General features: G+C 72.4%; 16 protein-coding genes. 2 read left to right on the top strand and 14 right to left on the bottom strand.

Going from position 1 to position 18,163, the window contains the following annotated elements; translation table 11 throughout:
• Positions 1–2: 2 nt before the first annotated feature.
• From pstA to mshD, 10 genes are all read right to left on the bottom strand, one after another.
• Positions 3–1,076 (bottom strand): phosphate ABC transporter permease PstA, encoded by a 1,074-nt coding sequence (pstA, locus tag ACWDVG_RS04620; protein WP_451696116.1) that lies wholly within the window; start codon positions 1,074–1,076, stop codon positions 3–5.
• Positions 1,073–2,047, bottom strand: a complete 975-nt coding sequence (pstC, locus tag ACWDVG_RS04615; RefSeq protein ID WP_451696114.1) for a phosphate ABC transporter permease subunit PstC — start codon at positions 2,045–2,047, stop codon at positions 1,073–1,075. The genes pstA and pstC overlap by 4 nt, the downstream gene beginning before the upstream one ends.
• A 111-nt stretch (positions 2,048–2,158) precedes the next feature.
• Complete coding sequence (gene pstS / locus ACWDVG_RS04610; protein WP_451696112.1) at positions 2,159–3,304, bottom strand: phosphate ABC transporter substrate-binding protein PstS; 1,146 nt, start codon at positions 3,302–3,304, stop codon at positions 2,159–2,161.
• A 266-nt stretch (positions 3,305–3,570) separates the two neighbouring features.
• Positions 3,571–4,041 carry an NUDIX hydrolase gene (locus ACWDVG_RS04605; protein ID WP_451696110.1) on the bottom strand — a complete coding sequence of 157 codons (471 nt, stop codon included), beginning with the start codon at positions 4,039–4,041 and terminating at the stop codon, positions 3,571–3,573.
• On the bottom strand, positions 4,038–5,021 hold the full coding sequence (locus tag ACWDVG_RS04600; protein WP_451696108.1) for a CHAD domain-containing protein: 984 nt from the start codon (positions 5,019–5,021) through the stop codon (positions 4,038–4,040). Before ACWDVG_RS04600 ends, ACWDVG_RS04605 begins: the two co-directional genes overlap by 4 nt.
• Positions 5,008–7,248: an RNA degradosome polyphosphate kinase gene (locus ACWDVG_RS04595; RefSeq protein ID WP_451696106.1), complete on the bottom strand. Its 2,241-nt coding sequence runs from the start codon at positions 7,246–7,248 to the stop codon at positions 5,008–5,010. The genes ACWDVG_RS04600 and ACWDVG_RS04595 overlap by 14 nt, the downstream gene beginning before the upstream one ends.
• A 225-nt stretch (positions 7,249–7,473) precedes the next feature.
• A complete protein-coding gene (locus ACWDVG_RS04590; protein WP_451696104.1) occupies positions 7,474–8,460 on the bottom strand; it encodes an ABC transporter permease in 987 nt (328 codons plus the stop codon).
• Positions 8,457–9,308: an ATP-binding cassette domain-containing protein gene (locus ACWDVG_RS04585; RefSeq protein ID WP_451696102.1), complete on the bottom strand. Its 852-nt coding sequence runs from the start codon at positions 9,306–9,308 to the stop codon at positions 8,457–8,459. The genes ACWDVG_RS04590 and ACWDVG_RS04585 overlap by 4 nt, the downstream gene beginning before the upstream one ends.
• On the bottom strand, positions 9,305–9,694 hold the full coding sequence (locus ACWDVG_RS04580; protein WP_451696100.1) for a GntR family transcriptional regulator: 390 nt from the start codon (positions 9,692–9,694) through the stop codon (positions 9,305–9,307). The genes ACWDVG_RS04585 and ACWDVG_RS04580 overlap by 4 nt, the downstream gene beginning before the upstream one ends.
• An 88-nt stretch (positions 9,695–9,782) precedes the next feature.
• Entirely contained in the window at positions 9,783–10,709 is a 927-nt protein-coding gene (gene mshD / locus ACWDVG_RS04575) for a mycothiol synthase (RefSeq protein ID WP_451696098.1), read from the bottom strand.
• A 135-nt stretch (positions 10,710–10,844) separates the two neighbouring features.
• Between mshD and ACWDVG_RS04570 the strand changes: the two genes are divergently transcribed.
• Together ACWDVG_RS04570 and ACWDVG_RS04565 are read left to right on the top strand one after the other, a co-directional pair.
• Positions 10,845–12,668 (top strand): bifunctional metallophosphatase/5'-nucleotidase, encoded by a 1,824-nt coding sequence (locus ACWDVG_RS04570; RefSeq protein ID WP_451696096.1) that lies wholly within the window; start codon positions 10,845–10,847, stop codon positions 12,666–12,668.
• 139 nt (positions 12,669–12,807) lie between these two features.
• The gene (locus ACWDVG_RS04565; RefSeq protein WP_451696094.1) at positions 12,808–13,665 is read left to right on the top strand and encodes a phosphatidylinositol-specific phospholipase C; all 858 of its coding nucleotides are present in this window, start codon (positions 12,808–12,810) and stop codon (positions 13,663–13,665) included.
• On the opposite strand, the gene ACWDVG_RS04560 is transcribed toward ACWDVG_RS04565, so the two are convergent.
• The 4 genes from ACWDVG_RS04560 to ACWDVG_RS04545 form a co-directional block, all read right to left on the bottom strand.
• Entirely contained in the window at positions 13,630–15,018 is a 1,389-nt protein-coding gene (locus ACWDVG_RS04560; protein ID WP_451696189.1) for a sensor histidine kinase, read from the bottom strand. The genes ACWDVG_RS04565 and ACWDVG_RS04560 overlap by 36 nt on opposite strands.
• 161 nt (positions 15,019–15,179) lie before the next feature.
• The gene (locus ACWDVG_RS04555; protein ID WP_451696092.1) at positions 15,180–15,914 is read right to left on the bottom strand and encodes a response regulator transcription factor; all 735 of its coding nucleotides are present in this window, start codon (positions 15,912–15,914) and stop codon (positions 15,180–15,182) included.
• 20 nt (positions 15,915–15,934) lie between these two features.
• Positions 15,935–17,017: a S1C family serine protease gene (locus ACWDVG_RS04550; RefSeq protein WP_451696090.1), complete on the bottom strand. Its 1,083-nt coding sequence runs from the start codon at positions 17,015–17,017 to the stop codon at positions 15,935–15,937.
• Between the two features lie 110 nt (positions 17,018–17,127).
• Positions 17,128–18,156 (bottom strand): LacI family DNA-binding transcriptional regulator, encoded by a 1,029-nt coding sequence (locus ACWDVG_RS04545; protein ID WP_451696088.1) that lies wholly within the window; start codon positions 18,154–18,156, stop codon positions 17,128–17,130.
• Between the last annotated feature and the right edge of the window lie 7 nt (positions 18,157–18,163).

Below are 18,163 nucleotides of genomic sequence, written 5' to 3'. Positions count from 1 at the left end.
GGTCAGCGGCCGGTCTTCGGGGCCTTCCAGCGGGCGATGCCGCGGGCCACCAGGTTGAGGATCATGACGAAGGCGATCAGGACGAGCGCGGCGGCCCAGGCGCGGGCCACGGCGGCGTCGGTGCCGACCGCGTACTGCTCGTACACGTAGAGCGGCAGGGAGGACTGGGCGCCTTCGAAGGGGTTCGGGTTGATGAGCTTCGTACCGAACACGAGGAGCAGGACGGGGGCCGTCTCGCCGGTGATGCGGGCGACCGCGAGCATGACGCCCGTGGTGATGCCGCCGATCGCGGTGGGCAGGACCACCTTCAGGATCGTGCGCCACTTGGGGATGCCGAGGGCGAGGGAGGCCTCGCGCAGCTCGTTCGGGACGAGCTTGAGCATCTCCTCGGTGGAGCGGACGACGACCGGCATCATCAGGATGGCGAGGGCCATCGCGCCGGCGAAACCGGAGGGGCCGAAGCCCAGGATCAGGTTCCAGGTGGCGAGGATGAAGAGGCCGGCGACGATCGACGGGATGCCCGTCATGACGTCGACGAAGAAGGTGACGGCCTGGGCGAGCCTTCCGCCGCCGTACTCGACGAGGTAGACCGCGGTGAGCAGGCCGATGGGCGCGGCGATGAGCGTCGCGATGCCGACCTGCTCGATGGTGCCGAGCAGCGCGTGGTAGACGCCGCCGCCGGCCTCGGCGTCGAGGACGCCGTTCATCGAGTGGGTGAGGAAGTAGCCGTCGAGGACTTCGAGGCCCTTGCTGACCGTGACCCAGGCCAGGGAGACCAGCGGGATGACGGCGAGGACGAAGCACACCCAGACGAGGCTGGTGGCGACCCGGTCCTTGGCCTGGCGGGTGCCTTCGACCTTGGCGGTCACGGCGTACGTGACGAGGACGAAGAGCAGCGCGGAGATCAGGCCCCACTGGACCTTGCTGTGCCAGCCGGCGCCCACCCCGATGCCGATGCCCGCGGCGACGGAGGCGGCGGCGACGGCGAGCGGGGTCCAGCGCGGGAGGCGGGCGTGGGAGAGCGGACGGCTCTGGGCGGCCGCGGCGACGGGACGGTCCTGGACTGCGTGGCTCATGCCGCTGCCCCCGAGTACTCCTTGCGGCGGCCGATGATCCACCGGGCGGCGCCGTTGACCAGCAGGGTGATGGCGAAGAGGACGAGACCGGAGGCGATCAGCGCGTCCCGGCCGAACTCGTTGGCCTCGTTGAACTTCGCGGCGATGTTCTGGGCGAAGGTGCCGCCGCCCGGGTCGAGCAGGTGGCCCGAGATGACGAAGCTCGGGGAGAGGACGACGGCCACGGCCATCGTCTCGCCGAGCGCGCGGCCGAGGCCCAGCATGGAGGCGGAGATGATGCCGGAGCGGCCGAAGGGCAGCACGGCCATCCGGATGACCTCCCAGCGCGTGGCGCCGAGGGCGAGGGCGGCCTCCTCGTGCATCTTCGGGGCCTGGAGGAAGACCTCGCGGGTGACGTTGGTGATGATCGGCAGGATCATGATCGCCAGCAGGATGCCCACGGTGAAGAGGTTGCGGGCGACGCCGTCGCTGGACTTGTCGAAGATGTACGTCCAGCCCAGGTACTGGTCGAGCCACTTGTTGAGGCCGTCGAGGTACGGGACGAGGAAGATCGCGCCCCAGAGGCCGTAGATGATGCTGGGCACGGCGGCGAGCAGGTCGACCACGTACGCGAGCGGCTTGGCCAGCCTGCGCGGGGCGTAGTGCGAGATGAAGAGCGCGATGCCGATCGCGACGGGCACCGCGATGACCATGGCGATGACCGAGGAGACGACCGTGCCGAAGGCCAGGACGGCGATGCCGAAGACCGGCGGGCTGCCGGCCGGGTTCCACTCGAAGGTGGTGAAGAAGTTGGTGCTGTCGTCCGAGATCGCGAGGACGGCGCGGTAGGTGAGGAAGACCGCGATCGCGGCCATGATCACGAGCAGGGTGATGCCGGAGCCCCGGGACAGACCGCTGAAGATGCGGTCACCGGGGCGGGTCGCGCTCTTCGCGCGCCGGCTCCTCTGGAGGTCTGGTGTGGTGGTAGCCATCGGTTTCTCCGGTCTGCGGGGCCGGTACGGACGTACGGCTCCTGGCGGCGGTGCACCGGATGCCGGGGGCGGCCCCTCCACGGGAGGTGAGGGGCCGCGCCCGGCCGGGGGTCAGGACAGGGTGGGGACGATCGTGCGGACCTTGGCCGCGATCTCGGCCGGCATCGGCGCGTAGTCGGCCTCGGCGAGGACCTTCTGGCCCTCCTCGCTGATCGCGTAGGTGAGGAACGCCTTCAGGGTCGGCAGGGTCTCCGCCTTGTTGCCCTTGTCGCAGGCGATCTCGTACGTGACCAGGACGAGCGGGTAGGCGCCCTCGGCCTTGGTGGCGTAGTCGAGGGAGAGGGCCATGTCGTTGCCGGTGCCCTTGACCTTGGCGGCGGCGATGGCCTTGGAGGCGTTCTCCGTGGTCGCGGCGACCGGGGCGGAGGCGCCGGTGTTGATGCTGACCGTGGAGATCTTGTTGGCGGTCGCGTAGGAGAGCTCGAAGTAGCCGATGGAGCCCTCGGCGTCCTTGACCGCGGTGGCGACACCGGAGGAGCCGTTGGCGGCCTGGCCGCCCTGGGCGGGCCACGACTTGGTCTTCGGGTCGTGCTTCCAGTCGGCCGCGGCGGCGGTCGAGAGGTACTTGCCCAGGTTCTGGGTGGTGCCCGACTCGTCCGAGCGGTGGAAGGCCTGGATGGTGGTGTCGGGGAGCTTGGCGCCCGGGTTCAGCTTGGCGATCGCCGGGTCGTTCCACTTGGTGATCTTGTTGTCGAAGATCTTGGCCAGGGTGGAGGCGTCGAGGACCAGGTTGTCCACGCCGTCGAGCTTGTAGCCGATGGCGATGGGGCCGCCGACCATCGGGAGGTTGATGCCCTTGCCGCCCTTGCAGATCTTCTGCGACTCGGCGACCTCCTCCTCCTTCAGCGCGGAGTCGGAGCCGGCGAAGGCGACCTGGCCCTGGTTGAACTTGGTGATGCCACCGCCGGAGCCGATGCCCTGGTAGTTGACCTCGACGCCGGAGCAGGCGGCCTGGAAGTTCTTGACCCACAGGTCCATCGCGTTCTTCTGCGCGCTGGAGCCCGCGGCGAGGAGCTGGCCCTTGGCGCCGTCGCACTTGATGGTGGACGCGGCGGTCGCGGCGGAGGTGTTGTCGCCGCCGCCCTTCGTGGGCTCGGTGTTGTTGTCCGAACCACACGCCGAGAGGACGAGGACGCCGGAGACGACGAGGGCACCGATCGCGGAGGCGCGAAGCCCGTTCTTGCGCGAAAGCTTCACTTTCGGGTGTTCCTTCCAGAAGCCGCCGTGGCGTGGACCTGGTGTCCGGACGTTCGAGGGCGGCGCGTGTCGGGGGTGTTCGGTGCATCGTCGTGCTTCGTGCACCTCGTAAGGCCGAAATTAGGCAGAACAGGTGAAGCGGTCGACGGAGGAGGGTGAACGGCAAGTGAACCGTGTCGTAAGCCCGGGTGCGGGTCGTCCGGCGGGTCGTCCGGCGGGCGCGTCGACGGCACGCCGGGGCGGGCCGGGGGCCCGGCGGCGGCGCGTCAGCGGCGCGGCGTGGTCGCCGTCATCGCGTCGAGGAGCTCGCGGTCCCGCGGCCGGGTGAGCCGGGCGCGGGCCGCCGCAGGGGGCAGCCAGAGCAGGTCGTCGACCTCGCGGCCGGGCGTGAAGGAGCCGTCGAGGGCGCGGGCCGCCCAGTAGACGACCTCCTTGGGGCGGCCGGCGACGGTGTAGCGGACGGTGGGGAGGCGGGCGCCGAGCACACAGGCGTGGCCGGTCTCCTCCCGCACCTCGCGCAGGGCGCAGTCCTCGGCGCTCTCGCCCCGCTTCCGCTTGCCCTTGGGGTGGGACCAGTCGTCCCACTTGGGGCGGTGGATCACCGCGACCTCGATGCCGTGGCCGGAAACCGACGGGCGCCACAGCACGCAGCCCGCCGCCCGGACCGGCTCGGCCGACGGGTTCGGTTCGTGCGCCCGGACCGGTTCCGGTGGCGGGGCGGGGGCGGCGGGGGTCATGGGACCGGGGCGGTAGCGGCGCGCCAGGCCCGCTGGAAGGCGAAGCGGGCCGCCTCGACGTCGTGGCGCTGGTCGGCGTGGAGGACCCCGAGGGCGTACGCGGTCGCCGGGGCGATCCGGGGGGTGCGGGCGGCGGCGGCGGCCGCGGCGGCCGCCTCGGCCGCGTCACGGTGCCGGTCGAGGGCGCGGGCCGCCTCGTACAGGACCGTGTCGGGCTCGCCGCCCGTGTGGAGGACCTCGGAGGCGTACCGGTGGAGCCGGAGCAGCAGCCGGGTGTGGTGCCAGGGCGCGTCCTGGGCCTCTCCGGCGGCGAGGGCGAGCGCCTCCGCGTTGTACGGGTGGGCGGCGCGGGTCAGCGGGAGCGCCTCGACCGCGTCGAGGAGGCGGCGCTCGGCGACGGCGGCCGGGGCGTCGAGGACCTCCATGGCCGGGGCCGTGCCGGCGGGGCCGAGCGGGACCTCGGAGGCGAGGAGGGCGACGGCGTCGGCGACCGCGTGGAAGCGGGCGGAGCCGAGGGCCTGGAGGGCGGCCGAGTGGGCCCGGGTGCGGGCCAGGGTGAGCTGCCGTTCCAGGAGGGCGCCGGCGCGGGCGGCGCCGACGGTGAGCCCCGGGCCCTGGTCGCCGCGGGCGGCGGGGACGGGCCCGCTGCCGCTCGACAGGCGGGACAGCGCGTCCACCAGCCGGACGAGCCGGGCGGTGCAGGAGTGTTCGAGGGCGAGCGTGCCGGAGAGCCAGGCCAGCTCGGTGCGGAGCTGGTCGGCCCAGGCGGGTTCGAGCAGCGGCCGGAAGGTGTGGAGGGTGCCGCTGATGCGGCGGGCGGCCGCCCGCAGGGTGCGGGCGGCCTCCTCCGAGCCGGCCGTGTCCGCGCCGCTCTCGCGGTGCTGGCGCAGTCCGCGGAGGAAGTCCGCGGCCCGGGAGTGCAGGTAGGGCGCGAGGACCTCGCCCGCCATGAGGTCCTGCGCGTGGTCAGGGTTGGGCACGCCGGCGCCTCCGCGCGTCGATGAGCATCTCCTGGACGTGCCGCAGCGGCTTGCCCTCCGGGTCGGTCGCGTGGCGCGTCCAGTTCCCGTCCGGGCCGAGGTGCCAGGAGGAGGTGGTGTCGGACATCCCGGTCTCCAGGAGCCGGGTGAGGGCCGCCCGGTGGGCGGGGTCGGAGACCCGGACGAGGGCCTCGATCCTGCGGTCCAGGTTCCGGTGCATCATGTCGGCGCTGCCGAGCCACACCTCCGGTTCGCCGCCGTTGCCGAAGGCGAAGACGCGGGAGTGCTCCAGGAAGCGGCCGAGGATCGAGCGGACCCGGATGTTCTCGGAGAGGCCGGGGACCCCGGGCCGGACGGCGCATATGCCGCGGACCCAGATGTCGACCGGGACGCCCGCCCGCGAGGCCCGGTAGCAGGCGTCGATGACGGCCTCGTCGACCATCGAGTTGACCTTGATCCGCACGTACGCGGGCCGTCCGGCCCGGTGGTGGGCGATCTCCTTGGTGATCCGGGAGACCAGCCCGTCCCGCAGGGACTTGGGGGCGGTGAGCAGGCGCCGGTAGGTCTCGCGGCGGGAGTAGCCGGAGAGCCGGTTGAACAGGTCGGAGAGGTCCGCGCCGACCTGCGGGTCGGCGGTGAGCAGGCCGAGGTCCTCGTAGAGCCGGGCCGTCTTGGGGTGGTAGTTGCCGGTGCCGACGTGGGAGTAGCGGCGCAGCAGCTCGCCCTCCTGGCGGACGACCAGGGAGAGCTTGCAGTGGGTCTTGAGGCCGACGAGGCCGTAGACGACGTGGCAGCCGGCCTCCTCCAGCTTGCGCGCCCACTTGATGTTGGCCTGCTCGTCGAAGCGGGCTTTGATCTCGACGAGGACGAGGACCTGCTTGCCGGACTCGGCGGCGTCGATGAGGGCGTCGACTATCGGGGAGTCGCCGGAGGTGCGGTACAGGGTCTGCTTGATCGCCAGCACGTCGGGGTCGGCCGCCGCCTGCTCCAGGAAGGCCTGCACGGACGTGGAGAAGGAGTCGTACGGGTGGTGGAGGAGGACGTCCCGCTCGCGCAGCGCCGCGAAGACGTCCGGCGCGGAGGCGGACTCGACCTCGGCGAGGTCGCGGTGGGTGCCGGCGACGAACTTCGGGTACTTGAGCTCCAGCCGGTCCTGGCCGGCGATGCCGAAGAGGCCGGTGAGGTCGAGCGGCCCGGGCAGCGGGTACACCTCGGCGTCGGAGACCTTCAGCTCGCGGACGAGCAGGTCGAGGACGTAAGGGTCGATGGACTCCTCGACCTCCAGGCGGACCGGCGGGCCGAAGCGGCGCCGCATGAGCTCCTTCTCCAGGGCCTGGAGGAGGTTCTCGGTGTCGTCCTCCTCGACCTCCAGGTCCTCGTTCCTGGTCACCCGGAACATGTGGTGGGCGAGGACCTCCATGCCGGGGAAGAGCTCCTCCAGGTGCGCGGCGATGACGTCCTCCAGGGGGACGTACCGCTGCGGGGAGGCCTCCAGGAAGCGGGAGAGCAGCGGGGGCACCTTGACGCGCGCGAAGTGGCGGTGGCCGCTGACCGGGTTGCGCACGACCACGGCCAGGTTCAGGGAGAGGCCGGAGATGTACGGGAAGGGGTGGGCCGGGTCCACGGCCAGCGGGGTCAGGACCGGGAAGATCTGCTGCCGGAAGAGCGTGAAGAGCCGGGCCTGCTCCTTCTCCGTCAGCTCGGGCCAGCGGATGAGGTGGATGCCCTCGTCGGCGAGGGCGGGGGCGACGTCCTGCTGGTAGCAGGCGGCGTGCCGGGCCATGAGCTCGCGCGAGCGGTTCCAGATCAGTTCGAGGACCTCGCGGGGCTGGAGGCCGGAGGCGGAGCGGGTGGCGACTCCGGTGGCGATGCGGCGCTTGAGGCCGGCGACGCGCACCATGAAGAACTCGTCGAGGTTGGAGGCGAAGATCGCGAGGAAGTTGGCCCGCTCCAGGAGGGGCGTGCTCGGGTCCTCGGCGAGTTCGAGGACGCGCTCGTTGAAGGCGAGCCAGCTGCGCTCGCGGTCGAGGAAGCGCCCCTGGGGCAGCTCGCCGTGGGTGCCGTCGTCTTCGTACGCGTCGAGATCCGGGTCGAGGTCGGGCTCCAGGTCGCTGACCGCGGAGGTGTTCACGGCGTGCGGGCGGTGCGCGGCGATGGAGCCGACGGACGGCTGCGCGGACGGGGTGGCGGAGGACTGGACCGGGACCTCGGCGGGCTGCTGGCTCATGGGCCCATTCTTCCGCGCGAACGGGTGGTTGGGCGCGTCGGAGCGGGCCGTGGGGGAGGGAAGTCTCCCCTTGGGGAGAGCGGGCACGGAGCGCTGCATTGCGTGAGCGTCGCAAGCGCGTCTGAATGGCCGGTAACGACGACGTGTCGTACGGGAATCGGGGGCGGGGCCCTTGTCAGGGCGGCCGCCCCCGATTCATCCGTACGGGTGAGGGTGAAGGCGCGGTTACGGGTGACGGGCGCGCAGGACGCGGAAGGCGGCGAAGAGCGCGAGGGCGGCGAGCGCGAGGACGACGCCGGTCTCGATGAGCTGGGTCGGCCAGAAGTGCGAGGCGGGGTGGTAGTCGACGTACTGGCCGGTGACCCCCCGCTCGGCGAGGCAGCGATCGAACAGCTTCATCCCGCCGTCTTCGAGGCTGTCCAGGTGCGGGGTCCTGTTCACCTGGTCCCAGCAGACCGACTGGTCGAAGCGGGCGCCGGTGGAGGTGAGCAGTCCCATGTCCGTCATCAGGCTGTTCTCCGGCATCCAGGGCCCGAAGCCGCCGTCGGCCGGGCCGGTGACCGTCTTCACCGGGAGGAAGGACCAGCGCAGCGACCCGAGGACCAGCAGGACCAGGCCCATGACGAGGCCGGTGGCCGCCATGGCGACCAGGGTGCGGCGGACCAGCAGGCCGACGAGGGCGCCGACGGCGACGGCGGCGAGGAGGTAGGCGTAGAGGGCGATGCCGGTGGCGAGGTACGGCCCCGGGTCCCAGGCGGGGCCCGAGGGGCCGGCGATCCGTCCCCAGCCGATGTGGAAGACGCCGACGAGGGCGAGGGCGGCGAGCAGGGTGGCGGTGGTCGTGGTGAGCAGCTTGGCGCGGAGCCAGGCCGCCGGGGCGACCGACTGGGTGAGGGAGAGCTGGTACGTCCCCGACTCGAACTCGCGGGCGACGAGCGGGCCCGCCACGAAGGCGCCGACGAGGAGCGGCAGCAGGATCATGCCGCCGCCGGCGTACTCCATGGCCCAGGTGAGGACCTGGTACCCGCGGTTGTCGTCCGAGGGGACGAGGTAGCCGTCCTGCACGTACTGGTCGGGGGTCCGGGCGGCCCAGATCCGCAGCCCGCCGATGACGGCCAGGGACAGCACGACTCCGGCCGCCGCGAGCCACAGCGTCCGCCGGTACTGGCGGACCGTCACCCAGGAGGTGCCCTTCAGCGCGAGGCCGCTCATGCGGAGGCTCCTTCGGTGGTGCGGAGGTGGGCGAGGAGGAGGTCCTCCAGGGACGGGGTCGAGGTCTGCCAGGGGCCTTCGACCGGGCCCTCGTGGCGGACGAGCGCGGTGAGCTGACGGCCCGTCGTGCGGGACTCGACGACCGTGTGCGGGGCGAGGTCGGCGACGGGGCCGGTGAGCAGGGTGTGGGCGGAGAGGAGGTCGTCGACGTCTCCGTCGAGGCGGACCCGGCCGCCGTGCACGAGGAGGAGGTGGTCGCAGGCGCCCTCCAGCTCGGTGAGGATGTGCGAGGACATGACGACGGTGGTGCCGTTTTCGGCGGCGTCGGCCATGAGCAGGCCCATCAGCTGGTGCCGGGCGAGCGGGTCGAGGTCGGCCATCGGCTCGTCCAGGAGGAGCAGTTCGGGCCGCTTGCCGAGGGCGAGCGCGAGGGCGACGCGGGTGCGCTGGCCGCCGGAGAGGTGCCGTACGAGGGTGGTGGTGGCGAAGCCGCCGCCGTCGACGACCCGGTGGGCGACGGTCTCGTCCCAGCGGTCCGGGTTCAGTTCGCGGCCCATGCGCAGGGTGTCGGCGACGGTGAGCCGGGGGTGGAGCGGCTTGTCCTGGGCGACGTAGGCGAGGCGTGCGCGGGGCGGGGCCTTGATGCCGCCCTCGGTGGGGCGCAGGAGGCCGGCGGCGAGGGCGAGGAGGGTGGACTTGCCGGCGCCGTTGGGGCCGACGAGGGCGCAGATCCGGCCGGCGGGGAGGGCGAAGTCGCACTCCCGCAGGGCCCAGCCGCCCCTGCGTCCTCCGTACTTCTTGCCCAGGAGGTCTGCCTCCAGGACAGCCTCCCCCGTGGTCTTCGTCATCGGTCCTCGTCCCCCTCGAAGTGGTCTTTCAGCACGGCGGTGAAGAGTGCGGCCACGTCCTCGCGGTCCAGTCCGGCGGCGCGGGCCCGGCGGGTCCAGGTGTCGAGTTCGCCGCGCAGGGGCGAGTCGGCGGGGCCGGTGCCGAGCGTGGCGCGGACGAAGGTGCCGAGGCCGCGGCGGGCTTCGACGAGGCCTTCGCGTTCGAGCTCGCGGTAGGCCTTGAGGACCGTGTTGGGGTTGATGGCCGTGGCTTCGACGACCTCGCGTGCGGTGGGCAGCCGGTCGCCGGGCTCCAGGAGGCCCATGCGGAGGGCCTGTTTCGTCTGCTGGACGATCTGGAGGTAGGTGGCGACGCCACTGCGCCGGTCGATGCGGTACTCGACCACGTCCCTTGCACCACCCTTTCACTAATCAAGTAGTGAAAGGGTGGTGCAAAGAAGGGGGCGGTGTCAACCGCCCCCTTCCCCACGGGCGTTACGTCTCCGTGCGGTACATCAGGTCGACCTCGTGCGTGGTGAAGCCGAGGCCCTCGTAGACCCGCACCGCCGAGGTGTTGTCGGCGTCGACGTACAGCATCGCCGCCGGCAGCCCCTGTGCCGCCAGGTGGCGCAGGCCGATCGCGGTGAGCGCCTTGCCGAGGCCGCCGCCCTGCGCCTCCGGCAGGATCCCGACCACGTACACCTCGCCGAGCTGCTCCTCGGCGTGCGTCTTCGTCCAGTGGAAGCCGATCAGCCGGCCGTCCCGCTCCGCCAGGAAGAAGCCCTTCGGGTCGAACCACGGCTCGGCGATCCGGTCGTCCAGGTCCCGCTGCGTGAGCGAGCCCTGCTCCGGGTGGTGGGCGAACGCCGCGGCGTTCACGGCCAGCCAGGCCGCGTCGTCCACGCCGGGCGCGAAGGTGCGGACGCTGACGCCCTCGGGCAGCTCCGGCTCCGGGAGGTCGAGCGGGATCAGCGAGCGGCGCAGCTGCCGCAGCTCCCTGAAGAGGGTGAGGCCGAGGACCTGGGCGAGGTGCCGGGCGGCCGACTTGCCGCCGTGGGCCCAGACGCGCAGGCGCTTGCCGGAGGCGTCGAGCAGGGCGGTGCCGAGTGCCCGGCCGTGGCCGCGGCCGCGGTGGGAGGGGTGGACGACCAGTTCGGCCGCGGGGGCCTCGACCGGGTCGATGTCCTCCAGCTGGGCGTACCCGTAGAGGCGGGAGCCGACGGTGAGCAGGAAGTGGCGGACGCCCTCGCGCCTGCCGTTGCGGAGGTAGAGCCGCCCCTGCTCGGACACGGCGTGCACGCCGTCGGAACGGTCCGCGGCCTCCAGCAGGTCCAGTACGTCCTGGACCTGCTCGGGGGTGAGCTCGTCATACGTGTGGATCTGCCGTCCCGGTTCGAGGGCCGGCGCCGCGTCGGAAGTCATGGCACGAGCCTACGTAGAGTCAACCCACTTGTAACCAGCCAACCCCTGTTGCGCTACGCGCGTTGACTTTAGGCTGCGTGCGCAGACGGGGAACGCTCAACGCCGCGAAACGGGGCAAGGGGAACCAGGGGAGAGATGGGTACGACGAGGAAGAACAAGGCAGGACGGCGCATTCTCGCCGTCGGTGCGGGGCTGGCGACCGCGGGCGCGCTCGTCGCGGCGCTGCCCGCCGGGGCGTCGCAGGACACGGCCGAGGCCGCCGCGCAGAGCACCAACGGCAAGGGCTGGGGCCGCATGGTCGACGTCCAGCTGCTGTCCTTCAACGACCTGCACGGCAATCTGGAGCCGCCGGCCGGCTCGTCCGGTCAGGTCACGCACCTGCACGAGGACGGCTCCACGACCAAGATCGACGCGGGTGGCGTCGAGTACCTGGCCACGCACCTGCGCCAGGCCCGCGAGGGGAATCGTTACTCCATCACGGCGGCGGCCGGTGACATGATCGGCGGCTCGCCGCTGCTGTCCGGCCTCTTCCACGACGAGCCGACCGTCCAGGCGCTCAACGACCTGGACCTGGACGTCACGTCGGTGGGCAACCACGAGTTCGACGAGGGCGCGGCCGAGCTGGTCCGCATGCAGAACGGCGGCTGTCACCCGGTCGCCGGCTGTTACGTGCCGGGCAAGACCTTCCAGGGCGCCGACTTCCCGTACCTCGCCGCCAACGTGACGAAGGAGTCGACCGGCAAGCCGCTGCTCGACCCGACCTTCGTCTGGGAGAAGGACGGGGTCCGGATCGGCTTCATCGGCGTGACCCTGGAGGGCACCCCGAACATCGTCACCGCCGAGGGCGTCAAGGGCCTGAAGTTCGGCGACGAGGTCGAGACGATCAACAAGTACGCGAAGATCCTGGAGCGCAAGGGCGTCAAGTCCATCGTCGCCCTGGTCCACGAGGGCGGCGCGCCGGCCTCCTCCGCGTACAACTACGACTGCGACAGCCCGGGCGCGGGCGACGGCATCTCCGGCCCGATCGCGGAGATCGCCAAGAACGTCTCGCCGCAGGTCGACGCGATGGTCACCGGCCACACGCACCAGGCGTACGTGTGCACCATCCCGGACCCGTCGGGCAAGCCGCGTCTGGTCACCTCGGCGGCCTCCTTCGGCAAGCTGTACACGGACACCACGCTCACCTACGACCGCCGCACCAAGGACATCGTCCGCACCGCGGTCGACTCGGCCAACCACGTCGTCTCGCGCGACGTGCCGAAGGCGGCCGACATGACCGGGCTGATCGACGAGTGGAAGGTGCTCGCCGCCCCGATCGCCAATCGCCCGCAGGGCTTCATCGCCGCCGACATCAACGGCCGCGGCTCCACGGCGTACGAGAAGCCGCTCGGCGACCTGATCGCCGACGCGCAGCTGGAGGGCCTGGCCCCGGCGGACAAGGGCGGCGCGCAGCTGGCCCTCATGAACCCCGGCGGCATCCGTTCGGACCTCGTCTACAAGCAGTCCGGCGGTGAGGGCGACGGCGTCGTCACCTACGGCGAGTCCTTCACGGTCCAGCCGTTCACCAACATGATGAACGTGGTCGACCTCTCCGGCGCGAACGTGATCGCCGCGCTGAAGCAGCAGGTCAGCGGCGCGAACCTGAACTCGGTCAAGATCCTTCAGGTCTCGAAGGGCCTCACCTACACGCTCGACATGACCAAGACGGGCGCGGACCGCGTCGTCGACGGCACGATCAAGCTGAACGGCGAGCCGATCGACCCGGCGAAGACCTACCGCGTCGCGATGAACGAGTTCCTCGCGGGCGGCGGCGACGGCTTCCCGGCGCTGGCCACCGGCACCAACAAGCTGGTCGGCGCCTCGGACCTGGACGTCTTCAACGCCTACCTGGCGGCCCACTCCTCGGCGGCCAGCCCGCTGCAGGTGCCGGCCGCGGACCGCATCACGGTCATCAAGTAATCCCTCCGCGAGGAGCACCGGAAGGCCCGCGCACGCGTCGTGCGCGGGCCTTTCCGCGTCCTCTCCGCGTCCCGGTCCGCCGGGCCCTTCCGCGTCGGCACCCTTCCCGACTTGATGTGGACCTGTCATCGTGTGCGCCATGGAGCGACGACGATTTCTCGTGGGAGCGGTCGGAGCCGGAGCCGCCCTGCTGGTCGGGGCGCCCACCGCCGCCGCCGTGGACGTACGGGCATGGATGGGCGCGCATGGGGACGCGACCGACCTCCGCCGCCTCACCATCCCCGGGACGCACGACTCGGGAGCCCGCTTCGGCGGCCCCTGGTCCGAGTGCCAGAACACCACCATCGCCCAGCAGTTGGACAGTGGCATCCGCTTCCTGGACATCCGGTGCCGGGTGACCGGCGGCTCCTTCGCCATCCACCACGGGGCCTCCTACCAGAACATGATGTTCGGCGACGTCCTCGTCGCCTGCCGGGACTTCCTCGCCGCCCACCCCTCCGAGACCGTCCTCATGCGGGTCAAGCAGGAGTACTCCGAGGAGTCCGACGCCACCTTCCGCGCCGTCTTCGACGACTACCTCGACGTACGCGGCTGGCGCCCCCTCTTCCGGATCGCCGACCGGCTGCCGCTCCTCGGCGAGGCCCGCGGCAAGGTCGTCCTCCTCGCCGACAACGGCGGGCTTCCCGGCGGCCTGCGCTGGGGCGACGGCGCCGTCTTCGCGATCCAGGACGACTGGAACGCGCTGCCCGACGCCAAGTACCCGAAGATCCAGTCCCACTTCCAGGCCGCCGTCCAGCAGCCCGGCCGGCTGTACGTCAACTTCACCAGCACCTCGGCCTACCTGCCGCCCCGCTGGAACTCCGACCGGCTCAACCCGCGCGTCCACGGCTTCCTCGACGGCGCCGAGATGTCCGGCCGCACGGGGCTCGGGATCGTCCCCATGGACTACCCGAACACCCGCTCAGGCCTCGTCGAGGCCCTCCTCCGGCACAACTGACGGCCCCGGCGGCGGCGTCGGCGCCCCCGGCAGCCGGACCGTCGCCACCGTGCCACCGCCCGGCGCCGGGGCCAGCGAGACCGTGCCGCCCGCCTGCCGCACCGTGCGGGCCACGATCGACAGACCGAGCCCCGACCCGGGCAGGCTCCGCGCCGACGGCGAGCGCCAGAACCGCTCGAAGACGTGCGGCAGCTCGTCCGGCGCGATCCCCGGCCCCCGGTCGCGGACCGTCAGCTCGCCCCGCATCAGCCGGACCTCGACCGTCGAGCGCGGCGGCGAGAACTTCACCGCGTTGTCCAGGACGTTCACCAGGGCCCGTTCGAGCGCCGCGGGCTCCGCCCGTACGTACCAGGGCGCGAGCTCCGTGTCGAAGACCAGCTCCGGTCCGCGCAGCCGCGCCCGGTCCAGGGCCGAGCGCAGGATCGTGTGCAGCGGCACCACCTCCAGCGGCCCCGGTCGCACCGCGTCCGGACGCGCCAGCTCCTGGAGGTCGCCGATCAGCGCCGCCAGCTCCGTCATCTGCGCCTTCACCGAGGCCATCAGGGCCCGCCGGTCGTCCGGCGGGATCGCCCGGCCCGTCTCGTCGCTGCGGGCCAGCAGCTCGACGTTGGTCCGCAGCGACGTCAGCGGGGTCCGCAGCTCGTGCCCGGCGTCCGCGATGAGCCGGGCCTGCCGGTCCCGGGAGGTGGCGAGCGCCGCCGTCATCGCGTTGAAGGAACGCGAGAGCCGGGCGATCTCGTCCTCGCCCTCCACCGGGATCCGCACGGTCAGGTCCTCGGTCGCCGCCACGTGCTCGACCGCCCCCGTCAGCCGGTTCACCGGCTCCAGACCGGTGCGCGCCACCCACAGCCCGGCCGCGCCCGCGCCGACGACGCCGATCCCGGAGACCAGGAGCAGCACCCAGCGCAGGGAGGACAGCGAGTTGTCGATCTCGGAGAGCGGGCGGGCGACGGAGACGGCGAGCCCCGGCGGCCCCGGCTGCGGATAGGTGAAGACCCGCATCTCGCGCCCGTCGGCGTCCTTCAGCGTGTGGAGCGCGTACTCCAGCGTGCCGCCCGCCACCGCGACGTCCCCCGGCCCCGCCGGGATCGCCGCCTGTCCCGAGGTGCAGACGCCCCCGGTCGCGTCGACGATCTGCACGGTGTACGAACCGGCGACCGGCGGCGGCGTCTCGCCCTGCCGGCAGAGCGAGAGCAGGCTGCGCACCGCCTCCGCGTCGAGCCGGGTGGCGCGCAGCGAGGCGTCCATCTCCGCCTCCAGCTGGGCCCGCGTCACGAACCAGCAGGCCGCGGAGACCGCCGCCACGGCGACGGCCACCGCGAAGGCGGTGAGCAGCGCGAGCCGGGAGCGCAGGGGACGCGAGCGGAACCAGGCGAGGGGCGTACGGGCCCGGGCCCGTACGCCCCGGCCGGCGCGCGGGCCAGGGGCCGCGCGAGGGGCCTCGCCCTGAGCCGAAGCGCCCGTGCCCGAAGCGCCCGTGCCCGAAGCGCCCGTGCCCGTCGTGCCGGGGTCCGTCACTCGCCGCCTCCTCCGCGCAGCACGTATCCGACCCCGCGGACCGTGTGGACGAGCCGCGGCTCGCCGCCCGCCTCCGTCTTGCGCCGCAGGTACATCACGTACACGTCCAGCGAGTTCGAGCTCGGCTCGAAGTCGAAGCCCCAGACCGCCTTCAGGATCTGCTCCCGGGTCAGGACCTGGCGGGGGTGCGCCAGGAACATCTCCAGGAGCGTGAACTCCGTCCGGGTCAGCTCCACCGGGCGGCCGCCCCGCGTCACCTCGCGCGTCGCCGGGTCCATCCGCAGGTCCTCGAAGACCAGGACGTCGGCGCCGTCCGGGGCGGCGGCCGGAGCGGCGTACGCGCTGCGCCGCAGCAGCGCCCGGATGCGGGCGAACAGCTCGTCGAGCTCGAACGGCTTCACCAGGTAGTCGTCGGCGCCCGCGTCGAGCCCGGTGACCCGGTCCCCGACCGTGTCCCGGGCGGTCAGCATGAGGATCGGCACGGTCGAGCCCGCCGCCCTGATCCGGCGGGCCGCCGTCAGCCCGTCCATCCGCGGCATCTGCACGTCCAGGACGACGAGGTCGGGGCCGTACGACGCCATCTGGTCGAGCGCGTCGAGCCCGTCGACCGCGTCCCGCGTCTCGTACCCCTCGAAGGCGAGGCTGCGGCGCAGCGCCTCGCGGACCGCCGGCTCGTCGTCGACGACGAGGATCCGCTCGGCGCCCTCGGATGCGTTCTGCTGTCCCGTCATGGGGTCAGCGTCCCACGCGGTCAGCGCTCGCCGCCCGCGCGCAGGGAGTCCAGGTCGGCCTTGACGGCGTCGATGGGGATGGCGAATCCGAGGCCCACGCTTCCGGCCGTGGAACCGTTCGAAGAACTGGGCGCATACATGGCCGAATTGATTCCGATGATCTCTCCGTCCATATTGATCAGCGCGCCGCCGGAATTCCCGGGATTGAGCGAGGCGTCGGTCTGGATCGCCTTGTACGTCGTCTTCGACGAGCCCGTGTCGCCGTTGAACTGCTGCCCGCCGAACTCGAACGGCCAGCCCTGCCGGGGATCCCACTGCTGCTGGTCCCGCTGCTCGTCCTGGCCGTCGTCCTTGGCGACGGTCACGTCCCGGTCGAGCGCGGAGACGATGCCGCTGGTGACCGTGCCGGTCAGGCCCTCGGGGGAGCCGATCGCGACGACCTCCTCGCCGACCTTCACCGTGGAGGAGTCGCCGAGGGTGGCCGCCCTGAGGCCGGAGGCGCCCCTGAGCTTGATCAGCGCCAGGTCCTTGTCGGGGTCGGTGCCGACGACCTCGGCCGCGTACGACGTGCCGTCGCTCAGCCGGACCGTGAGCTGCGAGGCCCCGGAGATCACGTGGTTGTTGGTGACGATCTCGCCGTCGGAGGTGATGATCACGCCCGAGCCGGTGGCCTTCCCGGAGGCCGAACTCGCCGAGATCTCCACGATGGACGGGGAGACCGCCTGGGCGACCCCGGCGACGGTGCCCGCGCTGCTCGCGGAGACGTTCGTGCCGGTGACGGGTGAGGCGGCGGCGGTGACGGCCGGGTCGGAGGTGAGCTGCTGCACCAGCGTGGCGGTGCCGCCGCCGACCGCGGCCGCGGCGATGGCCACGGCCGCCATCAGGCCGACCCCGCGCTTCGCGCGCCGCCGGGAGACCGGGGCGGGGGCGGGGAAGGGGCCGGCGGCCGCCGTGGCGACGGGCGGAGCGGCCGGGGGCGGGACCTGCCCGCCGGAGGGCCAGACCGTGGTGCCGGGCTCCGGGGTGAACGGCCGCGTCGGCTCGTACGGCGGCCGCGGCGGGTAGTACGGCTGCTGCGGGGGCTGCTGCTGGTGATCCGTCATGGGTACGACTCTCGGAGCCGTACATGAGAGGCGGCTGAGGACGGGCTGAGAAGCCCGACAGAACCCTGTATGCCCGAAATAAAGAGACCGCTGGAGAGGGGGCTCCCCGGTCAGCCGTGGTCGCAGCCGCAGGAGCGGCGGACGACCAGTGCCGACGGGAAGAGCCGCACCCGCTCGCGCCGCGAGCCCGCGACCCGCAGGGAGTCGTCCAGGACCAGGTCCACGGCGGCCCGGGCCATCGCCGGACGGTCCGAGGAGATCGTCGTCAGCGGCGGATCGGTGAGCGCCGCCTCCTTCACGTCGTCGAAGCCCGCCACGGCGAGCTCCGTCGGCACGTCGATGCGCAGCTCGCGCGCCGCCCGCAGTACGCCGAACGCCTGGTCGTCGGTGGAGCAGAAGATGGCCGGCGGCCGGTCGGGCCCGGAGAGCAGCTTCAGCGCCACTTGATAGGCGTCGTAGCGGTTGTACGGAGCCTGGAAGAGCCGGCCCTCGATCGAGAGGCCCGCCTCCAGCATGGCCCGCCGCCAGCCCTCCTCGTGGTCGGCGACCGGGTCGCCGACGGCCGGGGTGTTCGGCACGCCGCCGAGGCACGCCACGTACGGGTGACCGTGCTCCAGGAGGTGCCGGGTGGCGAGCTGGGCACCGCCGATGTCGTCCGTGACGACGGCGACGTCGTCGATCGCCTCGGGCCGCTCGTGCAGCAGCACCACGCGCGCGTCCCAGGCCTCGATCTCGCTCGCGGCCTGCTCGCTCATGCCCTGGCTGACCAGGATCAGTCCGGAGACCCGCATGCCGAGGAAGGCGCGCAGGTAGTGGACCTCGCGCTCGGTGCGGTAGTCGGAGTTGCCGACCAGCACCATCTTCCCGCGCTCGGCGGCGGCCTGCTCGACCGCGTGCGCCATCTCCGCGAAGAACGGCTGCCGCGCGTCCGGGACGATCATGCCTATGAGGTCCGTGCGGCGCGACGCCATCGCCTGGGCCACCCGGTCGGGTCGGTAGCCCAGCTCCTTGATGGCGGCGAGGACACGCTCGCGCGTGGCCGGGGCGACCGGCCGGGGTCCGTTGTTGATGACGTAACTCACGACCGCGGTCGAAGTACCCGCCAGTCGCGCTACGTCATCCCGCGTCACCTTGGCCACGCGCCGC

The organism is Streptomyces sp. NPDC003327 (assembly GCF_053589515.1).
The sequence above is the reverse complement of the archived record's forward strand: the minus strand, read 5'-3'. Positions and strand labels throughout refer to the sequence as shown.

Bases quoted from the DNA above. Each gene is read 5' to 3' on its own strand.
- ACWDVG_RS04565 (WP_451696094.1), top strand. From the start codon at position 12,808: ATGGAGCGACGACGATTTCTCGTGGGAGCGGTCGGAGCCGGAGCCGCC.
- pstA (WP_451696116.1), bottom strand. From the start codon at position 1,076: ATGAGCCACGCAGTCCAGGACCGTCCCGTCGCCGCGGCCGCCCAGAGC.
- ACWDVG_RS04595 (WP_451696106.1), bottom strand. From the start codon at position 7,248: ATGAGCCAGCAGCCCGCCGAGGTCCCGGTCCAGTCCTCCGCCACCCCG.
- ACWDVG_RS04585 (WP_451696102.1), bottom strand. From the start codon at position 9,308: ATGACGAAGACCACGGGGGAGGCTGTCCTGGAGGCAGACCTCCTGGGC.
- ACWDVG_RS04590 (WP_451696104.1), bottom strand. From the start codon at position 8,460: ATGAGCGGCCTCGCGCTGAAGGGCACCTCCTGGGTGACGGTCCGCCAG.
- ACWDVG_RS04555 (WP_451696092.1), bottom strand. From the start codon at position 15,914: ATGACGGGACAGCAGAACGCATCCGAGGGCGCCGAGCGGATCCTCGTC.
- mshD (WP_451696098.1), bottom strand. From the start codon at position 10,709: ATGACTTCCGACGCGGCGCCGGCCCTCGAACCGGGACGGCAGATCCAC.
- pstC (WP_451696114.1), bottom strand. From the start codon at position 2,047: ATGGCTACCACCACACCAGACCTCCAGAGGAGCCGGCGCGCGAAGAGC.
- ACWDVG_RS04570 (WP_451696096.1), top strand. From the start codon at position 10,845: ATGGGTACGACGAGGAAGAACAAGGCAGGACGGCGCATTCTCGCCGTC.
- ACWDVG_RS04605 (WP_451696110.1), bottom strand. From the start codon at position 4,041: ATGACCCCCGCCGCCCCCGCCCCGCCACCGGAACCGGTCCGGGCGCAC.
- ACWDVG_RS04550 (WP_451696090.1), bottom strand. From the start codon at position 17,017: ATGACGGATCACCAGCAGCAGCCCCCGCAGCAGCCGTACTACCCGCCG.